This window comes from uncultured Jatrophihabitans sp. (assembly GCF_964252635.1).
Taxonomy (GTDB): Bacteria; Actinomycetota; Actinomycetes; order Mycobacteriales; family Jatrophihabitantaceae; genus Jatrophihabitans.
Genome location: NZ_CAXUNP010000002.1, coordinates 71325 through 89064 on the forward strand (window position 1 = coordinate 71325; position 17740 = coordinate 89064).

Genomic DNA, 17740 nt, shown 5'->3' on the forward strand with positions numbered 1-17740 from the left:
GGAGCACTCGTGTCGACCATCGAGATGAACCACATCACCAAGGTGTACGGCGACGGTTTCAAGGCCGTCACCGACGTCAACATCGACGTCGCCGACGGGGAGTTCCTGATCCTCGTCGGGCCGTCCGGATCCGGTAAGTCCACGCTGCTGCGGATGATCGTCGGGCTGGAGGACATCACCAGCGGCGACCTGGTCATCGACGGCACCAGGATGAACGACCGCGCCCCACGTGACCGGAACCTGTCCATGGTGTTCCAGAACTACGCGCTGTACCCGCACCTGACCGTGTTCGAGAACATCGCCTTCCCGCTGCGGTTGAGCAAGAACAAGGTGCCCGAGTCGAAGATCAAGGAGATGGTGGGGGAGATCGCGGACTCCCTCGAACTCCGCGAACACCTCGACCGCAAGCCGGCGAACCTCTCCGGCGGCCAGCGGCAGCGCGTCGCCATGGGACGGGCGATCATCCGCTCGGCCAACGGGTTCCTCTTCGACGAGCCGCTGTCCAACCTCGACGCCAAGCTGCGCGGGCAGATGCGCACCGAGATCGCGCGGCTGCAGCGCCGCCTGGGCATCACCACCGTCTACGTCACCCACGACCAGACCGAGGCCATGACGCTCGGCGACCGGGTCGCGGTGCTGCGTCGTGGAGTGCTGCAGCAGGTGGCCAGCCCGCGCGAGCTCTACGAGCAGCCCGTCAACCTGTTCGTGGCCGGGTTCATCGGGTCCCCGCCGATGAACTTCCTGCCGGCGACCGTCGGCGACAACGTGCTCGAGATGCCCTTCGTCAACCTGCCGCTGCCCGAGGCCGTCGGCAAGGCCAAGAACAAGGGCGACCTGGTCATCGTGGGCGTGCGACCCGAGGCCTTCGAGGACGCGAACCTCGTCGAGGAGGTGCACCGCCACGAGGGGGTCACGTTCACGGCCACCGTCGACGTCACCGAGTGGCTGGGCAACGAGAAGTACGCCTACCTGCCCTTCGAGCCGCACAAGGACGTGCAGCAGGCGCTGAACGAGCTGGACCGCGAGCTCGACGGCGAGGCCATGCGCACCCAGCTCGTGGTGTCGCTGGACGGTTCGAGCAAGATCCGGCAGGGCGACGACGCCGAGCTGTGGGTCAACCCGGACTCGATCCACGTCTTCGACGCCGAGTCGGGCGACAACCTGACCCGCGACGAGAGCAAGGCCCGCCAGATCGCCGACGAGTCCGAGGAGGACCGCAAGCGCGAGCTCGCCCGGGCCCAGGAGAAGGAGCCCCTCAAGGTCTGAGCGCGGGAACAAACGGGCCGCAGCCCGGGTTCAGTGAGCGATTGGATTTGCCAGGCCCGAACCTGGCAGACTGATCGATCGGGCCGCGAGGCCCGTCACCACCCGGCTGCGGTTCACCCTCGCCTTCCACGAGGGACCCGGGGCCAGACACACAAGGGAACCAGAGACATGCGCGAAGGCATCCACCCCGAGTACGTGACCACCGAGGTCACCTGCTCCTGCGGCAACACGTTCACCACCCGCAGCACGGCCAAGTCCGGCCAGCTGCGCGCCGAGGTGTGCTCGGCCTGCCACCCGTTCTACACGGGCAAGCAGAAGATCATGGACGTCGGCGGCCGCGTCGACAAGTTCGAGAAGCGCTACGGCAAGCGCGTCCGCTAATCCGCCTCCCCGGAACTCTTCTGTTGTTGTCGAGTGTGCTGGAACCCTCAGGTGACGTCGTTGCCTGAGGGTTCCAGCGTTAACCCGTCAGGGCGTCTCGCCGAGCTGCTCGCCGAGTACACCGACGTGGAGCGTCAGCTGGCCGACCCGGCTGTGCACGCCGACGCCGGCCGCGCGCGCACCCTGGGCCGCCGCTTCGCCGAACTGGCGCCGATCACGGCCGCGGCGGCCGAGCTCGAGACCGTCCGGGGCGACCTGGCCGCCGCCCGTGAGCTCGCCGCCGAGGATCCGTCGTTCGCAGCCGAGGTCGAGTCGCTGACCACCCGCACCGGCCAGCTCGAGACACGGCTGACGCACCTGCTCGTCCCGAAGGATCCCAACGACGCCAAGGACGTGATCCTCGAGGTCAAGGCCGGCGAGGGCGGCGACGAGTCGGCACTGTTCGCCGGCGACCTGCTGCGCATGTACCTGCGCTACGCCGAGCGGCAGGGCTGGGCCGTCGAGGTCCTCGACGAGGAGTCCACCGACCTGGGCGGCATCAAGTCGGTGACCGTCGCCGTCCGGTCCCGCAAGGTCGACAGCGCCGTGTGGGCGCATCTGAAGTACGAGGGCGGGGTGCACCGGGTGCAGCGCGTCCCGGCCACGGAGTCGCAGGGCCGCATCCACACGTCTGCCGCCGGAGTGGTCGCGCTGCCCGAGGCCGAGGAGGTCGACGTCGAGATCGACCCGAACGACCTGCGCATCGACGTCTACCGGTCCTCCGGCCCCGGCGGGCAGAGCGTGAACACCACCGACTCGGCGGTGCGGATCACCCACGTCCCCACCGGAACCGTGGTCAGCATGCAGAACGAGAAGAGCCAGCTGCAGAACCGCGAGGCCGGCATGCGGGTGCTGCGCGCCCGGTTGCTGGCGGCCGCCCAGGAGGAGGCCGCGGCGGCGTCGTCCGACGCGCGTCGCTCCCAGGTGCGCACCGTCGACCGGTCCGAGCGGGTACGCACCTACAACTTCCCGGAGAACCGGATCAGCGACCACCGCGTCGGGTTCAAGGCCTACAACCTGGACCAGGTCCTCGACGGTGCGCTGGACGACGTCATCGCCGCGCTGCAGCAGGCCGACACCGAGGCGTTGCTGGCCGGCTCCGGCTCATGAGCGTCGCGGCCCGGTCCCTGCTGGCCGAGGCCACCGAACGGCTGTCCGTCGCGGGCGTGGACAGCCCGCGCGTCGACGCCGAGCTGCTGCTGGCCGCCCTGCTCGACCGTCCCCGCGGCGCCCTGCTCACGCTCGACACCGTGCCGGACTCCGTCGCGCGGCGCTTCGACGAGTGGGTCACCCGCCGGGTGCGCCGCGAGCCGTTGCAACACATCACCGGCCGCGCGCCCTTCCGCCACCTCGTGCTCGACGTCGGGCCCGGAGTGTTCGTCCCGCGGCCGGAGACCGAACTGCTGGTCGACGCGGTGCTGCCGCACCTGTCCGGGCTCGAGGCCCCGGTCGCCGTCGACCTGTGTGCCGGGTCGGGCGCGCTCGGCCTGGCGATCGCCGACGAGGTCCCGGCGGCCAGGGTGCTGGCCGTCGAGCGGTCCGGGGCGGCCGCCCGCTGGTTGACCGGCAACGCCGCCGGCACGTCGGTCCGGGTCCTGGTGGGCGACATCCGCGATCCCGAGCTGCTGCGGTCGATGGACGGTCGGGCCGACGCCGTGGTCTGCAACCCGCCTTACGTCCCGCTGCCTACCGACGTCGCCCCCGAAGTGCTGGCCGACCCGGGGGACGCGGTCTTCGCCGGGGCGGACGGGCTCGACCTCATGTCGACGGTTGTCACGCGGGCGGCGGCGCTGCTGCGGCCCGGCGGGATCCTGGCCGTCGAGCACGACGACACCCAGGGCGAGGCGGTGCCCGGCCTGCTCGAGGCCGACGGCCGCTGGACCCGGATCGCCGACCACGACGACCTGACCGGACGCTCCCGCTACAGCACCGCCCGTCGCTCCTGACGCCTGCGTCAGCCTCCGGGCGGGCGAGCTGACGAACCGCGGACAGGTGCGTGGGGCAAGATGTCGGCCGTGGCCCTGTTCTTCGAGTGCGGCGATCCCGACGTCCGCGACGACGCCATCCAGACCGCCGCCCACAGCGTCGCGTCGGGCGAGCTCGTCGTGCTGCCGACCGACACCGTCTACGGGCTCGGCGCGGATGCCTTTGATGCCGTCGCCGTGAACGACCTCCTGACGGCCAAGGGACGGGGCCGGGACATGCCCATTCCCGTCCTGGTCGGTTCCTGGACCACCATCGACGGGCTCGTGAGCGCCGTCGACGCGCGGATGCGGCTGCTGATCGAGGCGTTCTGGCCCGGCGGCCTCACCCTGGTCGTCCGGCACGCGCAGTCGCTCGCGTGGGACCTCGGCGACACCCACGGCACCGTGGCCGTGCGCATGCCCCTGCACCCCGTCGCCATCGAGCTGCTCGAGAAGACCGGGCCGATGGCCGTCTCGAGCGCCAACAAGTCGGGGCAGCCCCCGGCCCAGACCGCGGCCGAGGCCCGGGCCCAGCTCGGCGAGGACGTCGCGGTCTACCTCGAGGACGGCCCGGTGGCGGTCGGGGTCGCCTCCACCATCGTCGACGTCACCGGCCCCCAGCCCCGGGTGCTGCGCGCCGGCGGCGTCACCGAGAGCGCGTTGCGCGAGGTCGTCCCCGACATCATCGGCCTCGAACCGGCGCGGCCGACGCCCCGGCCGCGCCCATGAGGCATCCCAGCCTCGAGTACCTCCTGGTCGCCTGCGTCGCGGCCATCGCCAGCTTCGTGCTGACCCCGATCGCCAGACGGGTCGCGATCAAGATCGGCGCCGTGGCCAAGCCCCGCGACCGCGACGTGCACGCCGTCGCCATCCCGCGGATGGGCGGGGTGGCGATCTTCGCCGGGTTCGCCCTGGGCCTGTTCGTGGCCTCCCGGCTGCCCACGCTGGGGGAGGGGTTCAAGATCGGGCCGGAGATGCCCTGGGTGGTCGCGTCCGCCGCGATCATCTGCGGTATCGGGGTGCTCGACGACATGTACGAACTGGACTCGCTGACCAAGCTCGCCGGGCAGGCGCTCGCCACCGGCCTGATGGTCACCAAGGGCGCGGTCCAGCTCGGCACCATCTACCTGCCCGGGGTCGGCGGCGGGAGCACGTTCACCTTCGACCGCAACCTGGGCATCCCCGTCACCATCATCCTCACCCTGCTCACCATCAACGCGCTCAACTTCATCGACGGGCTGGACGGGCTGGCCGCGGGCGTCAGCACGATCGCGGCCATCGCCTTCTTCGTCTTCGCCTACCACCTGGCCCAGGACGGGTTCACCGGGTCGGCGTCGCCGCCGACCCTGCTGGCCGCGGCCCTGGCCGGCACCTGCATCGGCTTCCTGCCGCACAACTTCTTCCCAGCCAAGATCTTCATGGGTGACTCCGGGTCGATGATGGTGGGGCTGATCCTGTCGGCGTCGGCCACGACGGCCACCACCACCGTCGACCCCCAGGTCTTCAACAGCGCGCTCGGCACCCTGCCGCTGTACCTCCCGCTGATCATCCCGGCCGCGGTGCTCGCGCTGCCGTTCGTCGACCTGCTGCTCGCCGTGGTGCGCCGGGTCGCACGCGGCCGCTCGCCCTTCGCGCCCGACAAGCAGCACCTGCACCACCGCCTGCTCGAGATCGGCCACAGCCATCGCCGGGCCGTGCTCCTGCTCTACTTCTGGTCGGCGGTCGTGGCGTTCGCCGGGGTCGGGTTGTCCTTCGAGGGCAGCCAGTGGGTGGTGCTCTGGCTGCTCGTGACCCTGGTCGTCGTCGGCCTGCTCGTCTCGCTGGTCCCCACCGCGCGCCACCGGCGCACCCCGGGCCCCGCCGTGGCCGGGGCGACGCGCCACCGCGAACGCCTGAAGGCCCGCGAACCCAGCGGTCAGGGCGGCAAGCGCTGACACCGGTCCGTCGGGCACGATTTTCGACGAGGGCCCATCGGTAGGTACGGTTTCAGGCATGGTCGTCCGGGACACGCTGCAGCGGCACCTGACGCCGCCGTCGGCGATGGGTCGCCGGGGCCCCGCCATGATCGCGGTGCGGGTGCGGTTGGTCGTGTTCGCCGTGCCCCTGGTGGTCGGGGCGCTCGCCTACTACCTGCTCTCGGACAAGGCCGGCCGGGCGGCGCTGAGCTACGCCGGCGGCGTGGCCCTCACGGCGGCCCTGCTCATCGGCGGCCTGCTCGCCGTGCGCGCCGGTGCGGCGCTGTCGCCCTCCCTCGCGACGGTCATGGCGCTGAGCACCTACACCACGGTGGCCGCCGTCCTCATCGCGGTGCTCGCCGCGTCCGATCCGCACGTCCTGGACGCCCCCGCGTTCGCGCTCGGCCTGGTCGTCGGCGTGGTCGTCGGCGTCGCCCTGCAGATCCGCGATGCCCGCCCACCCGGCGCACGAGCCTGAGAAATCACTTGTTAGAGTGCGGACGACAATGACGAAGCAGGCATCACCCGGCACCACCGAGGGTGATCAGGACCCATGGGCGGCCTTCGGTTATCTGGTGGCCGGCGTCGCGTTCTACGGTGTTCTGGGATGGCTTCTGGGTCTCTGGCTGCACGCCAGTTACCTCGTCCCGGTCGGCATCGTCGTCGGGATGTTCTTCAGCTTCTACATGATCTTCGCGCGGTACCGCTTCCGCGGTGACGACGACAGCCCGACCAGAACCCCGATCCACCACGATCATCCGACCGAACGACGCGGTGATCGCGCAGACCGAGGAGAGATGCAGTGAGCGACGCTTGCGGAGCGAGCCATGAGCGTGGCGGCTTGTCCGGCCCGAACGGAGTGAGGGCGTGAATGTGCTGGCCGAGAGTTACCAGCCCCCGGACCCGGTCGACTTCTTCCTTCCGGACTTCACGGGGACGCACTGGGACCAGCACGGGTACCTCGCCGTCTACACCAAGCCGGCGGCGTTGCTCCTGCTCGGTGCCATCCTGGCCTTCGCCTTCCTGTATTTGACCTCGCGCCGCGGGGAGGTCGTGCCGGGCAAGCGGCAGTATCTCGGTGAGTCCGCCTACAACCTGATCCGCGACGGCATGGGCCGTGACGTCATCGGCGCCGACTTCATGCGCTGGGTGCCCCTGCTGGTGTCGCTGTTCTTCTTCATCATCATCAACAACCTGTTCGGCATCGTGCCGTTCTTGCAGTTCCCGACGTTCTCGCGCGTCAACTACGCCTACGGGCTGGCCGCGCTGGTCTGGATCATCTTCAACGCGGTCGGGATCATCGACAAGGGCCCGCTGGGCTACCTCAAGCACGTCACGATCCCGTCGGGCGTGCCGTGGTACCTGATCTGGCTCGTGGCGCCGCTGGAATTCCTGTCCAACGTGATCGTCCGCCCGATCACCCTGTCGCTGCGACTGTTCGCCAACATGTTCGCCGGCCACCTGCTGATCATCCTGTTCTCGACCGGCGGTGCCTTCCTGCTCCTGCACGCGTCGAACGGCGTGATCAACAAGCCCGCCGGCGTGCTCGCCTTCGCCCTGGGCGTCGCGATCGGCTTCCTGGAGCTCATCGTGGCCACGCTCCAGGCCTACGTCTTCACCCTGCTCACCGCCAGCTACATCGCCGGTGCACAGGCCAAGGATCACTGACCCGCGCACCGCACGCCCCTGACTCACCCCAGCACGACGCACCACCGACCTCGGTCATCGGGACCGAAGAACGAGAGGAAACACAAATGGCAATCGGCGGCACGCTCAACATGGTTGGTTACGGCCTCGCCGCGATCGGCCCCGGTATCGGTGTAGGCATCGTCTTCGCCGCGTACATCAACGGCACCGCTCGCCAGCCGGAGCTGCAGAGCCGGCTGCAGACCATCGCCTTCCTGGGCTTCGCGCTGTCCGAGGCGCTCGCCATCATCGGTATTGCGCTGGCGTTCGTACTCAAACCCTGACGTGCGACCCAGCAACCCTGAACGACCCCGGATAGGAGCGTCCCGATGAGCGCAGTGCTCGCGGCGAAGGAACCCGGACCCCTGAACTTCGTGTGGTCCGAGTTCGTCCTCGTCCTGATCATCTTCGCGATCCTGTTCTACCTGGTGCGCAAGTACGTCGTGCCCGCGTTCGAGAAGAACTTCGCGGCACGTCGGGACGCCATCGAGGGTGGACTGGAACGCGCCGAGAAGGCGCAGGCCGAGGCCAAGGCCACGCTGGAGAAGTACCAGCAGCAGCTCGCCGAGGCGCGGTCAGAGGCCGCCCAGATCCGCGAGAACGCCCGCGCCGAGGCGCAGCGCACCATCGAGGAGCTGCGTGCGCAGGCGCAGGAGGAATCGGCGCGGATCGTCGCCCGCGGCGAGGAGCAGCTGGCCAACCAGCGGCAGGCCGTCGTGCGCGAGCTGCGCGGCGAGATCGGCACGCTGGCCGTCGAGCTGTCCGAGCGCATCGTGCAGCAGCGCCTCGCCGACGACGCACAGGTCTCGGCCACGGTCGACTCGTTCCTGGCCGGCCTCGAGGCACAGGATGACGCCACGTCGGCCTCGACAGGGTCGGCAGGGGAGCCGCGGGCATGATGCGATCGGCGAGCCGGCAGGCGCTCGAGACCCTGCAGGACGAGCAGCGCTCGGCGGTGGGCCCGCGAGCCCACGCCACCACGCTGGTGACCCTCGCGCAGGAGCTCTACGCCGTGGCCGACCTGCTCGTCGGCAACCCGCGTCTGCGGCGCACGGTGGGTGACCCGGCAACACCCGCCGACGACCGCGTCGGCATCCTCGAGGGCCTGATCGGGTCCCAGATCGGCGAGGCGGCCCGCAGGGTCGTCGCCGCCGCGGTCCGGCTGCGGTGGTCGAACCCGTGGGACCTGTGCGACTCCCTCGAGAGCGCCGGCGACGACGCGCTGTTCGCCTCCGCCGAGAAGCGCAGCGAGCTCGACACCGTCGAGGACGAGCTGTTCCGCTTCGAACGCATCATCCAGGGTGACGGCGAGCTCGTCGCGCTGCTCGACGAGTACACGGTCGACCCGGCCCGCCGCCGGACCCTGCTCGACTCGTTGCTCGGGGGCAAGGTCAGCGACGCCACCAAGGCGTTGCTCGACCACGCCGTCTCCAGCCAGCGCAAGCGCAGCATCCTGCTGGCCATCGACGACCTGCTCGAGCTGGCGGCCAAGCGCCAGGAGCGCTCGATCGCGCGCGTGGTGTCCGCCAGCCCGCTCAGCGACGCGCAGCAGCGCAAGCTCACCCGGATCCTGACCGAGATGTACGGGCGCGAGATCACGCTGCGCACCGCGCTCGACCCCGCCGTCCAGGGCGGTCTCGTGATCCGCGTCGGTGACGAGGTCATCGACGGCAGCGTGGCCGCCCGCTTCGCCACGGCCCGATCCTCGCTCACCACCTGAGCCCACCGACTCACGCACGACGCCCACGACCGAGAAGAAGGAAACACTTATGGCCGAGCTGACGATCTCCGCCGACGAGATCCGTAGCGCTATCGAGAGCTACGTGTCCTCCTACACACCCGAGGCGACCCGGGAAGAGGTGGGCACCGTCGCCGAGACCGGTGACGGCATCGCCCGCGTCGAGGGTCTGCCGAGCGCGATGACGAACGAGCTGCTGGAGTTCGAGGACGGCACCCTGGGCATCGCGCTCAACCTCGACATCCGCGACATCGGCGTCGTCGTCCTCGGCAACGCCGAGGCGATCGAGGAGGGCCAGGCGGTCAAGCGCACCGGCGACATCCTCTCCGTCCCGGTCGGCGACTCCTACCTGGGCCGCGTCGTGAACCCGCTGGGCCAGCCGATCGACGGCAACGGCGAGATCGAGACCTCGGAGCGCCGCGCCCTCGAGCTGCAGGCACCCACCGTGGTGCAGCGCAAGGAGGTCAAGGAGCCGCTCCTCACCGGCATCAAGGCCATCGACGCCATGACCGCCATCGGTCGCGGTCAGCGGCAGCTGATCATCGGTGACCGGCAGACCGGCAAGACCACCGTCTGCCTCGACGCGATCATCAACCAGCGCGAGAACTGGAAGACCGGCGACCCGGACAAGCAGGTGCGCTGCATCTACGTCGCCATCGGCCAGAAGGGTTCGACGATCGCCGCGGCCCGCGACACCCTCGAGGAGGCCGGCGCGCTGGAGTACACCACCATCGTGGCCGCCCCGGCCTCGGACTCCGCGGGCTTCAAGTACCTGGCGCCGTACACGGGCTCGGCCATCGGCCAGCACTGGATGTACGACGGCAAGCACGTCCTGATCGTCTTCGACGACCTGACCAAGCAGGCCGAGGCCTACCGCGCCGTGTCGCTGCTGCTGCGCCGCCCGCCGGGTCGCGAGGCCTACCCCGGCGACGTCTTCTACCTGCACAGCCGGCTGCTCGAGCGCTGCGCCAAGCTGTCCGACGACCTCGGCGGCGGCTCGATGACCGGCCTGCCGGTCATCGAGACCAAGGGCAACGACGTGTCGGCCTACATCCCGACCAACGTCATCTCGATCACCGACGGCCAGTGCTTCCTGGAGACCGACCTGTTCAACGCCGGTGTCCGGCCCGCGATCAACGTCGGCATCTCGGTGTCGCGCGTCGGCGGGTCTGCGCAGCCGAAGGCCATGCGCGCCGTCGCCGGTCGCCTGCGCGTGGACCTCGCCCAGTACCGCGAGCTGGAGGCGTTCGCCGCCTTCGGCTCCGACCTGGACAAGGCCTCCCAGCAGCAGCTGGCCCGCGGGTCCCGGCTGGTCGAGCTGCTCAAGCAGCCCGCGTCCTCGCCGTTCCCGATCGGCCGCGAGATCGTCTCGATCTGGGCCGGCACGTCCGGCAAGCTCGACGAGGTCGAGGTCGGCGACATCCGCCGCTACGAGCGCGAGCTGCTGGACTTCATCGCCCACAGCCAGCCCGAGCTGTTCGACACCCTGGCCGGCGCCAAGGCCCTCGAGGACGACATGGTCACCTCGATGGAGAAGGCCGTCGACGAGTTCAACAAGCAGTTCGAGCCGTCGGAGAAGTAGATGGGAGCCCAGCTTCGCGTCTACCGCCGGCGCATCAGCGCCACGCAGTCGACGCGCAAGATCACCAAGGCGATGGAGCTCATCGCCGCCTCGCGCATCGCCAAAGCCCAGCAACGGATGAAGGCCGCCCGGCCGTATGCCGACGAGCTGAGCCGGGCGCTGGCCGCGCTGACCGACGAGACCTCGCTGCGGCACCCGATGCTCAACGGGGTCGAAAACCCGCGCCGTGCGGGCATCCTGCTCGTCACCTCCGACCGCGGCCTGGCCGGCGGCTACAACGCCAACGCCATCCGACGCGCCAACGACCTCGCCGCGCAGCTCGAGGGCGACGGCAAGGAGGTGGAGCGTTACGTCATCGGCCGCAAGGGCGTCGCGTACTTCCGCTTCCGCAACATCGACCTCGCCGGGGCGTGGACGGGCTTCTCCGAGCAGCCCAACTTCACCGACGCCCGGGGGGCTACCGAGGCGGTCGTGTTCGCGCTCGAGGCCACGTCCGAGGGCACGGTCAAGGTGTCCGAGGACGAGTCGGGCGGGCGCGCGGCCGGCGAGCGGGCCGGCATCGACGAGCTGTGGGTGGTCTACACCCGCTTCGTCAACTCCGTCAGCCAGACCCCCCGCGCCGTGCAGGTGTCGCCCGTCCAGTCAGACCAGGACGACGACGTGAGTACCGACGACGGCGAGGACCGTGAGCAGGGACAGGACGCGTCGGGTTCCGACGACGACGGTCCCAAGCCGCTGTACGAGTTCGAGCCCGAGCCGGGCAAGCTGATCGAGGCCCTGTTGCCGCGCTACATCAGCTCGCGCATCTTCTCGGCGCTGCTCGAGTCGGCGGCGTCCGAGTCGGCCGCCCGCCGCCGCGCCATGAAGTCGGCGAGCGACAACGCCACGGACCTCATCAAGACCTACACCCGGCTGGCGAACCAGGCCCGCCAGGCGGAGATCACCCAGGAAATCAGCGAGATCGTCGGCGGTGCCGACGCGCTTGCGTCAGCAGGAGCTGAGGACTAATGACCGCAACAGCCAACCCGACCTCCGACAAGGTCGAGACCACCACCGGCCGCGTCGTCCGCGTCATCGGCCCGGTGGTCGACGTCGAGTTCGGCCGCACCACGATGCCGCCGCTGAACCAGGCGCTCACCACCGAGATCCAGCTCGGCGAGCTGTCCAAGACCATGACCCTCGAGGTCGCCCAGCACATCGGCGACGACATGGTCCGCGCCATCGCGCTGCAGCCCACCGACGGGCTCGTACGCGGCGCCCCGGTCACCGACACCGGTGGCCCCATCACCGTCCCGGTCGGCGACGTCACCAAGGGTCACGTGTTCGACGCGCTCGGCCGGCCGCTTGACGTCGCGCCCGCGGACCTGGACATCAAGGAGCGCTGGCCGATCCACCGCGAGCCGCCGCCCTTCGACGAGCTGGAGTCCAAGACCGAGCCGTTCTGGACGGGCATCAAGGTCATCGACCTGCTCACGCCCTACGTGGTCGGCGGCAAGATCGGCCTGTTCGGCGGTGCCGGTGTCGGCAAGACGGTGCTCATCCAGGAGATGATCTACCGCGTCGCCGAGAACTTCGGTGGTGTGTCGGTGTTCGCCGGCGTCGGTGAGCGCACCCGCGAGGGCAACGACCTCATCGCCGAGATGACCGACTCCGGCGTGCTCGAGAAGACCGCGCTCGTGTTCGGCCAGATGGACGAGCCGCCGGGCACCCGGCTGCGCGTGGCGCTCTCGGCGCTGACCATGGCCGAGTACTTCCGGGACGTGCAGAAGCAGGACGTGCTGCTGTTCATCGACAACATCTTCCGGTTCACCCAGGCCGGTTCCGAGGTGTCGACCCTGCTCGGTCGCATGCCGTCGGCCGTGGGTTACCAGCCCACGCTGGCCGACGAGATGGGCCAGCTGCAGGAGCGCATCACCTCGACGCGCGGCCACTCGATCACCTCGATGCAGGCGATCTACGTGCCCGCCGACGACATCACCGACCCGGCGCCGCACACCACGTTCGCCCACCTCGACGCCACCACGACGCTGTCGCGTCCGGTGTCGGAGAAGGGCATCTACCCCGCGGTCGACCCGCTCGACTCGACCAGCCGGATCCTGGACGCCCAGTACGTGGGCCAGGAGCACTACGACGTCGCCAACCGCACGAAGCAGATCCTGCAGCGCTACAAGGAGCTGCAGGACATCATCGCCATCCTCGGTATCGACGAGCTGTCCGAGGAGGACAAGGTCATCGTCAACCGGGCGCGGCGCATCGAGCGGTTCCTGTCGCAGAACACCTTCGTGGCCAAGCAGTTCACGGGTGTCGACGGGTCGTTCGTGCCGGTCGAGGAGACCATCGACGCGTTCAAGCGGCTGACCGAGGGCGAGTTCGACAGCTACCCCGAGCAGGCCTTCTTCATGTGCGGCGGCCTCGAGGACCTCGAGGCCAACGCGAAGAGACTGCGGGACTCCTGACCCATGCCTGATTCCATGCACGTGGAGCTCGTGTCGATCGAGGAACCGATCTGGTCAGGCGACGCCAGCGCCGTCTTCGCCCGCACCGTGACCGGTTCGATCGGCATCCTGCCGAGCCACGCGCCGTTGCTGGCGGCGCTGGCTCCGGGCTTCTCGGTACGCATCGATACCGACAGCGGTGACTCGCTGAACGTGGCGGTGCACGGCGGGTTCCTCTCGGTGCGCAAGGACGGCGTTTCTGTGCTGGCCGAACAGGCCGAGATGTCCGACGACATCGACGTGTCACGCGCGCGCCAGCAGCTGGAGAGCAACAACCCGGACGACGGGCCAGAGGCCGAGGCCGCCCACAACCGGGCCCTGGCGCGTTTGCGCGCCGCCGGCGAAGACGTCTGATCGTCACGACGGGTCCGGGACGACAACGTGCACATCGTCGATCTGATCGTGGTGTGTGCGGCCGTCGTCCTCGTCGTGCTCTTCGCCTTCACCCTGGCCCGGCAACGGCACATGCTGCGGATGCGTGGTGCCGTGCCGGTGGCCGTGCAGCGCGGCCACCGGTGGTTGTACGGCATCGGTCGCTACCAGGGCGGTGAGCTGCGGTGGTACCGCGCCCTGGGCGTGGGTACCCGGCCGTCCCGGGTGCTGCGGCGTGGCGAGGTCAAGGTGATCGGGCACCGCGGCCGCACGCAGGCGGAGAGCTCGTCACTGCCGAAGGGCGCCGTCATCGTCGAGTGTCGGGTCGACGGAGAGACGCTGTCGGTGGCTTTCGGCGACAGTGCCTTCACCGGGTTCGTGTCCTGGCTGGAGTCCTCGGCACCGATGACATGAGACCGACGGCGTGACCGGTCGGGGCGGCCCGCAGCTCGTCGTCTTCGGCGGCCTGCCGGGCGTCGGGAAGACGACCCTGGCCCGCCGCGTCGCCGACGCGCTCGGCGTCACCTTCCTGCGGATCGACACCATCGAGGCGGCAGCGGCCCGCAGCGGCCTGGAGATCGGTGACGCGCCGGTCGGGTACCTCGTCGCCTCGTGGGTCGCGGCCGACCAGTTGCGGGCCGGGCGGTCCGTCGTTGCGGACGCGGTGAACAACGTCGAGGTGGCGCGGGCCGGCTGGCGCGAGGTCGCGTCCGAGACCGACGTCCGGATCCGGTTCGTACACGTCACCTGCGACGACGACCACGAACACCGTCGGCGGGTGGAGTCACGCGCGGCCGATCTCACCGGGCACGTCGTGCCCACCTGGGACGACGTGCGCCGGCGGACCTGGGAACCGTTCATCGACGACCACCTGCTCGTCGACAACCGCGGCGCGGTCGAACCGCACGTCGAACGGATCGTGGCCTGGCTCAGGCGGTGACGCCCGGAGTGACGGCGTCGACGATCTCCTGCACCTGTTCGGCCGGTGGCCGGGCGACCTCGACGGTCAGGGCCCGCTCGTCCGGACCCGGTACCTCGAGCGTGCCGAGCTGCGAATCGAGCAGCGAAGGCGGCATGTAGTGACCCCGCCGGGCACCCAGCCGGGCCAGCAACAGCTCGCGGTCGCCGTGCAGCAGCACGAACACGACGTGGTCGGAGATCCCCTCGCGCAGACGTTCGCGGTAGCTGCGCTTCAGGGCCGAGCAGGTGATGATGCCCGGCTGTCCGGCCCGCACCCGCTGCGCCATCCAGTCGTGCACCCGGTCGAGCCACGGCCGGCGGTCGGCATCGGTGAGCGGGTGCCCGGCCGCCATCTTGTCGACGTTCGCCTGCGGGTGCAGGTCGTCACCCTCGCCGAAGTCCCATCCCAGGCGCGCGGCGAGAAGGGCGCCGATCGTCGACTTCCCGGAACCCGACACGCCCATGATCACGAGGATCGGCGGAGCCGCCAGCGGCACGTCAGCGCTCGCCGCCCGGCCTCCACTGGACGTCGCCCTCCGGGTTGGCCACCCGGGCCAGGATGAACAGCAGGTCGGACAGGCGATTCAGGTACAACATCGCCTGCTTGTTCGTACGGTCCGGGTCAGCCTCGAACAGGGCCCACGCGCTGCGTTCGGCGCGCCGGGACAGCGTCCGCGCCTGGTGCAGCAGCGCGGCGCCGGCCGTGCCCCCCGGCAGGATGAAGCTGTCGAGCTTGGTCAGCTCGGCGTTGAACTCGTCGCACCAGTTCTCGAGCCGCTCGACGTAGCCGGCCTCGACGCGCAGCGGCGGGTACTCGGGGTCGGGCACGACCGGCGTGCACAGGTCGGCGCCGACGTCGAACAGGTCGTTCTGCACGACGTCGAGTACCCGCGTGATGCGCTGGGGAAGCCCGCCGAGGGCGAGCGCGACACCCAACGAGGCGTTGGTCTCGTCGCAGTCCGCGTAGGCCGCCACCCGAGGGTCGGTCTTGCGCACCCGCGACATGTCCCCGAGCGAGGTGGTGCCGTCGTCGCCGGTGCGGGTGTAGATGCGGGTCAGGTGTATGGCCACGTGCTGAACCCTACGCGGGTTAGCCTGGTCCGATGCAGGTCCTCAGAGTGGTGGGCGGCGCGCGGCTGGCCGGCAGCGTCGACGTCGTCGGAGCCAAGAACAGTGTCCTGAAGCTGATGGCGGCCACCCTGCTGGCACCCGGGGCCAGCACGGTGGGCAATCTCCCGGCCATCTCCGACGTCACGATCATGCGCCAGCTGCTCGAGGGCATGGGTTGCGACGCCGAGGAGTCCCGCGTCGACGCGGTCGACCGGGTCACCATCACCGTCCCGGACGAGCTGAGCCCCGAGGCGCCCTACGACCTCGTGCGCAAGATCCGCGGCTCCATCTGCGTCCTGGGCCCGCTCATCGCCCGGACAGGGGGGGCCAAGGTGGCCCTGCCCGGCGGCGACGCCATCGGCACCCGCCCGCTCGACATGCACTTCGCCGGTCTCGAGAAGATGGGCGTCGACATCCGCATCGAGCACGGTTACGTGGTCGCCGAGTCCGACGAGCTGCGCGGCGCCAACATCTGGCTGGACTTCCCCAGCGTCGGGGCCACCGAGAACATCATGACCGCCGCGGTGCTGGCCAAGGGCACGACGGTGATCGACAACGCCGCACGCGAGCCCGAGATCGTCGACCTCTGCCAGATGCTGGTGGCGATGGGGGCCCAGATCGACGGCATCGGGTCGTCGACGCTGGAGATCACCGGTGTCGAGGGGCTGCACCCCACCTCGCACGACGCGGTGCCCGACCGGATCGTCGCCGGCACGTGGGCCATGGCAGCGCTGGCCACCCAGGGCGACATCACGGTCCGCGGGGCCAAGTCCGACCATCTCCGGATCGCGTTGGACAAGGTCGACCGGGCCGGCGGCGTCGTCGAGACGCTGGTGGACGGCTTCCGCGTCTCGATCGACCACCGCCCCAAGAGCTTCGACGTCGTCACGCTGCCCTACCCGGGGCTGGCCACCGACCTCCAGCCGCAGGCCATCGCGACGCTGTCGGTGGCCGAGGGCACAGCCATGATCACCGAGAACCTCTTCGAGTCTCGATTCATGTTCTGCGACGAGATCTCACGCATGGGCGCGGACGTGCGCACCGACGGCCACCACGCCGTCGTGCGCGGCCGCGAGGCGCTGTCCGGCGCTCCGGTGCGGGCCACCGACATCCGGGCCGGGGTCGGCCTCGTCATCGCCGGCCTGGTCGCCGACGGGGTCACCGAGGTGGCCGAGATCCACCACATCGACCGCGGGTACGTGCGTTTCGAGGAGCAGCTGCGGGCGCTGGGCGCCGAGGTCGAGCGCGTCGAGTCAACGACGTTCGGCGGCTGAGCCCACCTCGCTGGGCGCTGCGGCGTCGTCCGGCGTCGTGTCGGACGTCGTGTCGGACGTCGTGTCGCCGAGGCCGTGCACCGGCGCCACCTCACCCCCCGACCGCCGCAGGTTGCGGTCGTGCAGCGAACGCAGGACTGCCAGCAGGATGAAGTACCCGCTGCCGGCGTACATGAGGACCTGCGGCACCAGGTAGTGGTGCGGCAGGGTCAGGGTGCCCGCGGCGATGCCGCCCATCCAGAACACGGTGGCCGTCCAGGTGTAGTACCGCATCCACCGGGCACGGGCGATGTGCGGGTAGGGCATGTTCGACAGGCACAGCAGGGACAGGATCAGGACCAGCACCGCGCCGACCCAGGTCTTGGCCTGCAGGAGGAACAGCAGCGGGCCCACCAGGTTCCACGCGGCCGGGTGGCCACGGAACCAGTTGTCCTCGGTCATCATGTCCTTGCGGGCGAACCAGATCGCCGAGCAGAACACCAGCACGCACAGCACGAAGACGCCGAAGTTGTTCTGTGGGACGACGTTGAACTCGTACATGAAACAGGCCGGGACGATGACGCACGTCACGTAGTCGATGATCAGGTCCAGCATGAACCCGTCGATGAGCGGAACGCGCCGTTCCACCTCGAGCGCGCGGGCGATGGGGCCGTCGATGCCGTCGATCAGCAGGGTCAGCAGCAGCCAGACGATCGCGTGCTTGGCGTTGCCCACGAGCACGTCGCGCAGGGCGAGCATGGCGGCGACGATGCCGAGGGTGGTGAACAGGTGGACCGCCCAGGCCCGCCCCCACTGCGCGGGCGAGAACTCGTCGCCCGTGTGACGGAAGGGGGACATCGGCGTGGACATTGCCCCGACTCTAGGCCGCGGGGTGGGCTCCACAAAGTCGGCGCGTGCCCACTGCCAGAGGCGGGCCCA

At 69.9% G+C, this 17740-nt stretch carries 22 protein-coding genes; 19 read left to right on the forward strand and 3 right to left on the reverse strand.

Translation table 11 applies throughout. The annotated features are described in order from the left end of the window. Positions 1-9: 9 nt before the first annotated feature. The 18 genes from ACFFCA_RS01300 to ACFFCA_RS01385 all read left to right on the forward strand — a co-directional run bounded on the left by ACFFCA_RS01300 (position 10) and on the right by ACFFCA_RS01385 (position 14418). Positions 10-1266, forward strand: coding sequence for an ABC transporter ATP-binding protein (locus tag ACFFCA_RS01300; RefSeq protein ID WP_375481110.1), 1257 nt, complete (start codon positions 10-12; stop codon positions 1264-1266). A 168-nt stretch (positions 1267-1434) separates the two neighbouring features. Then, positions 1435-1647, forward strand: coding sequence for a 50S ribosomal protein L31 (gene rpmE / locus ACFFCA_RS01305; protein ID WP_375481111.1), 213 nt, complete (start codon positions 1435-1437; stop codon positions 1645-1647). Between the two features lie 51 nt (positions 1648-1698). Then, on the forward strand, positions 1699-2796 hold the full coding sequence (gene prfA / locus ACFFCA_RS01310; RefSeq protein ID WP_375481112.1) for a peptide chain release factor 1: 1098 nt from the start codon (positions 1699-1701) through the stop codon (positions 2794-2796). Then, complete coding sequence (gene prmC, locus ACFFCA_RS01315) at positions 2793-3632, forward strand: peptide chain release factor N(5)-glutamine methyltransferase (protein WP_375481113.1); 840 nt, start codon at positions 2793-2795, stop codon at positions 3630-3632. Before prfA ends, prmC begins: the two co-directional genes overlap by 4 nt. 60 nt (positions 3633-3692) lie before the next feature. Next, the gene (locus ACFFCA_RS01320; protein WP_375481114.1) at positions 3693-4379 is read left to right on the forward strand and encodes an L-threonylcarbamoyladenylate synthase; all 687 of its coding nucleotides are present in this window, start codon (positions 3693-3695) and stop codon (positions 4377-4379) included. Next, positions 4376-5584 (forward strand): glycosyltransferase family 4 protein, encoded by a 1209-nt coding sequence (locus ACFFCA_RS01325; protein ID WP_375481115.1) that lies wholly within the window; start codon positions 4376-4378, stop codon positions 5582-5584. Before ACFFCA_RS01320 ends, ACFFCA_RS01325 begins: the two co-directional genes overlap by 4 nt. A 58-nt stretch (positions 5585-5642) precedes the next feature. Continuing rightward, positions 5643-6083: a hypothetical protein gene (locus ACFFCA_RS01330; RefSeq protein ID WP_375481116.1), complete on the forward strand. Its 441-nt coding sequence runs from the start codon at positions 5643-5645 to the stop codon at positions 6081-6083. A 28-nt stretch (positions 6084-6111) separates the two neighbouring features. Beyond that, positions 6112-6411, forward strand: coding sequence for a hypothetical protein (locus ACFFCA_RS01335; protein WP_375481117.1), 300 nt, complete (start codon positions 6112-6114; stop codon positions 6409-6411). A gap of 61 nt (positions 6412-6472) precedes the next feature. After that, the gene (gene atpB, locus ACFFCA_RS01340) at positions 6473-7273 is read left to right on the forward strand and encodes a F0F1 ATP synthase subunit A (RefSeq protein ID WP_375481118.1); all 801 of its coding nucleotides are present in this window, start codon (positions 6473-6475) and stop codon (positions 7271-7273) included. 86 nt (positions 7274-7359) lie between these two features. Next, entirely contained in the window at positions 7360-7575 is a 216-nt protein-coding gene (gene atpE / locus ACFFCA_RS01345) for an ATP synthase F0 subunit C (RefSeq protein ID WP_375481119.1), read from the forward strand. Positions 7576-7620: 45 nt separating this feature from the next. Next, the gene (locus tag ACFFCA_RS01350; protein WP_375481120.1) at positions 7621-8190 is read left to right on the forward strand and encodes a F0F1 ATP synthase subunit B; all 570 of its coding nucleotides are present in this window, start codon (positions 7621-7623) and stop codon (positions 8188-8190) included. Next, a complete protein-coding gene (locus tag ACFFCA_RS01355) occupies positions 8187-9011 on the forward strand; it encodes a F0F1 ATP synthase subunit delta (RefSeq protein WP_375481121.1) in 825 nt (274 codons plus the stop codon). Before ACFFCA_RS01350 ends, ACFFCA_RS01355 begins: the two co-directional genes overlap by 4 nt. A gap of 49 nt (positions 9012-9060) precedes the next feature. Beyond that, positions 9061-10611 (forward strand): F0F1 ATP synthase subunit alpha, encoded by a 1551-nt coding sequence (atpA, locus tag ACFFCA_RS01360; protein ID WP_375481122.1) that lies wholly within the window; start codon positions 9061-9063, stop codon positions 10609-10611. Next, positions 10612-11619, forward strand: a complete 1008-nt coding sequence (locus ACFFCA_RS01365; RefSeq protein WP_375481123.1) for a F0F1 ATP synthase subunit gamma — start codon at positions 10612-10614, stop codon at positions 11617-11619. Further along, positions 11619-13067 (forward strand): F0F1 ATP synthase subunit beta, encoded by a 1449-nt coding sequence (gene atpD, locus ACFFCA_RS01370; RefSeq protein ID WP_375481124.1) that lies wholly within the window; start codon positions 11619-11621, stop codon positions 13065-13067. Before ACFFCA_RS01365 ends, atpD begins: the two co-directional genes overlap by 1 nt. Before the next feature lie 15 nt (positions 13068-13082). Beyond that, positions 13083-13460 (forward strand): F0F1 ATP synthase subunit epsilon, encoded by a 378-nt coding sequence (locus ACFFCA_RS01375; RefSeq protein WP_375481206.1) that lies wholly within the window; start codon positions 13083-13085, stop codon positions 13458-13460. Positions 13461-13487: 27 nt separating this feature from the next. After that, positions 13488-13892, forward strand: a complete 405-nt coding sequence (locus ACFFCA_RS01380) for a DUF2550 domain-containing protein (protein WP_375481125.1) — start codon at positions 13488-13490, stop codon at positions 13890-13892. Positions 13893-13902: 10 nt separating this feature from the next. Next, entirely contained in the window at positions 13903-14418 is a 516-nt protein-coding gene (locus tag ACFFCA_RS01385; protein ID WP_375481126.1) for an AAA family ATPase, read from the forward strand. Here ACFFCA_RS01385 and ACFFCA_RS01390 read toward each other — a convergent pair. Continuing rightward, entirely contained in the window at positions 14408-14902 is a 495-nt protein-coding gene (locus ACFFCA_RS01390; RefSeq protein ID WP_375481208.1) for a gluconokinase, read from the reverse strand. The genes ACFFCA_RS01385 and ACFFCA_RS01390 overlap by 11 nt on opposite strands. 34 nt (positions 14903-14936) lie before the next feature. Next, the gene (locus ACFFCA_RS01395) at positions 14937-15509 is read right to left on the reverse strand and encodes a cob(I)yrinic acid a,c-diamide adenosyltransferase (RefSeq protein WP_375481127.1); all 573 of its coding nucleotides are present in this window, start codon (positions 15507-15509) and stop codon (positions 14937-14939) included. A gap of 32 nt (positions 15510-15541) precedes the next feature. Here ACFFCA_RS01395 and murA point away from each other — a divergent pair, with 32 nt between their 5' ends. Next, positions 15542-16822, forward strand: a complete 1281-nt coding sequence (gene murA / locus ACFFCA_RS01400) for a UDP-N-acetylglucosamine 1-carboxyvinyltransferase (RefSeq protein WP_375481128.1) — start codon at positions 15542-15544, stop codon at positions 16820-16822. Here the strand turns inward: murA and ACFFCA_RS01405 are convergent. Next, positions 16802-17671, reverse strand: a complete 870-nt coding sequence (locus ACFFCA_RS01405) for a CDP-alcohol phosphatidyltransferase family protein (RefSeq protein WP_375481129.1) — start codon at positions 17669-17671, stop codon at positions 16802-16804. The two genes, murA and ACFFCA_RS01405, sit on opposite strands and share 21 nt — an antisense overlap. Between the last annotated feature and the right edge of the window lie 69 nt (positions 17672-17740).

Excerpts from the sequence above, each read along its gene's own strand:
- rpmE (WP_375481111.1), top strand. The coding sequence starts at position 1,435 with ATGCGCGAAGGCATCCACCCCGAGTACGTGACCACCGAGGTCACCTGC.
- prmC (WP_375481113.1), top strand. The coding sequence starts at position 2,793 with ATGAGCGTCGCGGCCCGGTCCCTGCTGGCCGAGGCCACCGAACGGCTG.
- ACFFCA_RS01320 (WP_375481114.1), top strand. The coding sequence starts at position 3,693 with ATGTCGGCCGTGGCCCTGTTCTTCGAGTGCGGCGATCCCGACGTCCGC.
- ACFFCA_RS01325 (WP_375481115.1), top strand. The coding sequence starts at position 4,376 with ATGAGGCATCCCAGCCTCGAGTACCTCCTGGTCGCCTGCGTCGCGGCC.
- ACFFCA_RS01330 (WP_375481116.1), top strand. The coding sequence starts at position 5,643 with ATGGTCGTCCGGGACACGCTGCAGCGGCACCTGACGCCGCCGTCGGCG.
- ACFFCA_RS01335 (WP_375481117.1), top strand. The coding sequence starts at position 6,112 with ATGACGAAGCAGGCATCACCCGGCACCACCGAGGGTGATCAGGACCCA.
- atpE (WP_375481119.1), top strand. The coding sequence starts at position 7,360 with ATGGCAATCGGCGGCACGCTCAACATGGTTGGTTACGGCCTCGCCGCG.
- ACFFCA_RS01350 (WP_375481120.1), top strand. The coding sequence starts at position 7,621 with ATGAGCGCAGTGCTCGCGGCGAAGGAACCCGGACCCCTGAACTTCGTG.
- ACFFCA_RS01355 (WP_375481121.1), top strand. The coding sequence starts at position 8,187 with ATGATGCGATCGGCGAGCCGGCAGGCGCTCGAGACCCTGCAGGACGAG.
- atpA (WP_375481122.1), top strand. The coding sequence starts at position 9,061 with ATGGCCGAGCTGACGATCTCCGCCGACGAGATCCGTAGCGCTATCGAG.
- ACFFCA_RS01365 (WP_375481123.1), top strand. The coding sequence starts at position 10,612 with ATGGGAGCCCAGCTTCGCGTCTACCGCCGGCGCATCAGCGCCACGCAG.
- atpD (WP_375481124.1), top strand. The coding sequence starts at position 11,619 with ATGACCGCAACAGCCAACCCGACCTCCGACAAGGTCGAGACCACCACC.
- ACFFCA_RS01375 (WP_375481206.1), top strand. The coding sequence starts at position 13,083 with ATGCACGTGGAGCTCGTGTCGATCGAGGAACCGATCTGGTCAGGCGAC.
- ACFFCA_RS01390 (WP_375481208.1), bottom strand. The coding sequence starts at position 14,902 with ATGGGCGTGTCGGGTTCCGGGAAGTCGACGATCGGCGCCCTTCTCGCC.
- murA (WP_375481128.1), top strand. The coding sequence starts at position 15,542 with ATGCAGGTCCTCAGAGTGGTGGGCGGCGCGCGGCTGGCCGGCAGCGTC.
- ACFFCA_RS01405 (WP_375481129.1), bottom strand. The coding sequence starts at position 17,671 with ATGTCCACGCCGATGTCCCCCTTCCGTCACACGGGCGACGAGTTCTCG.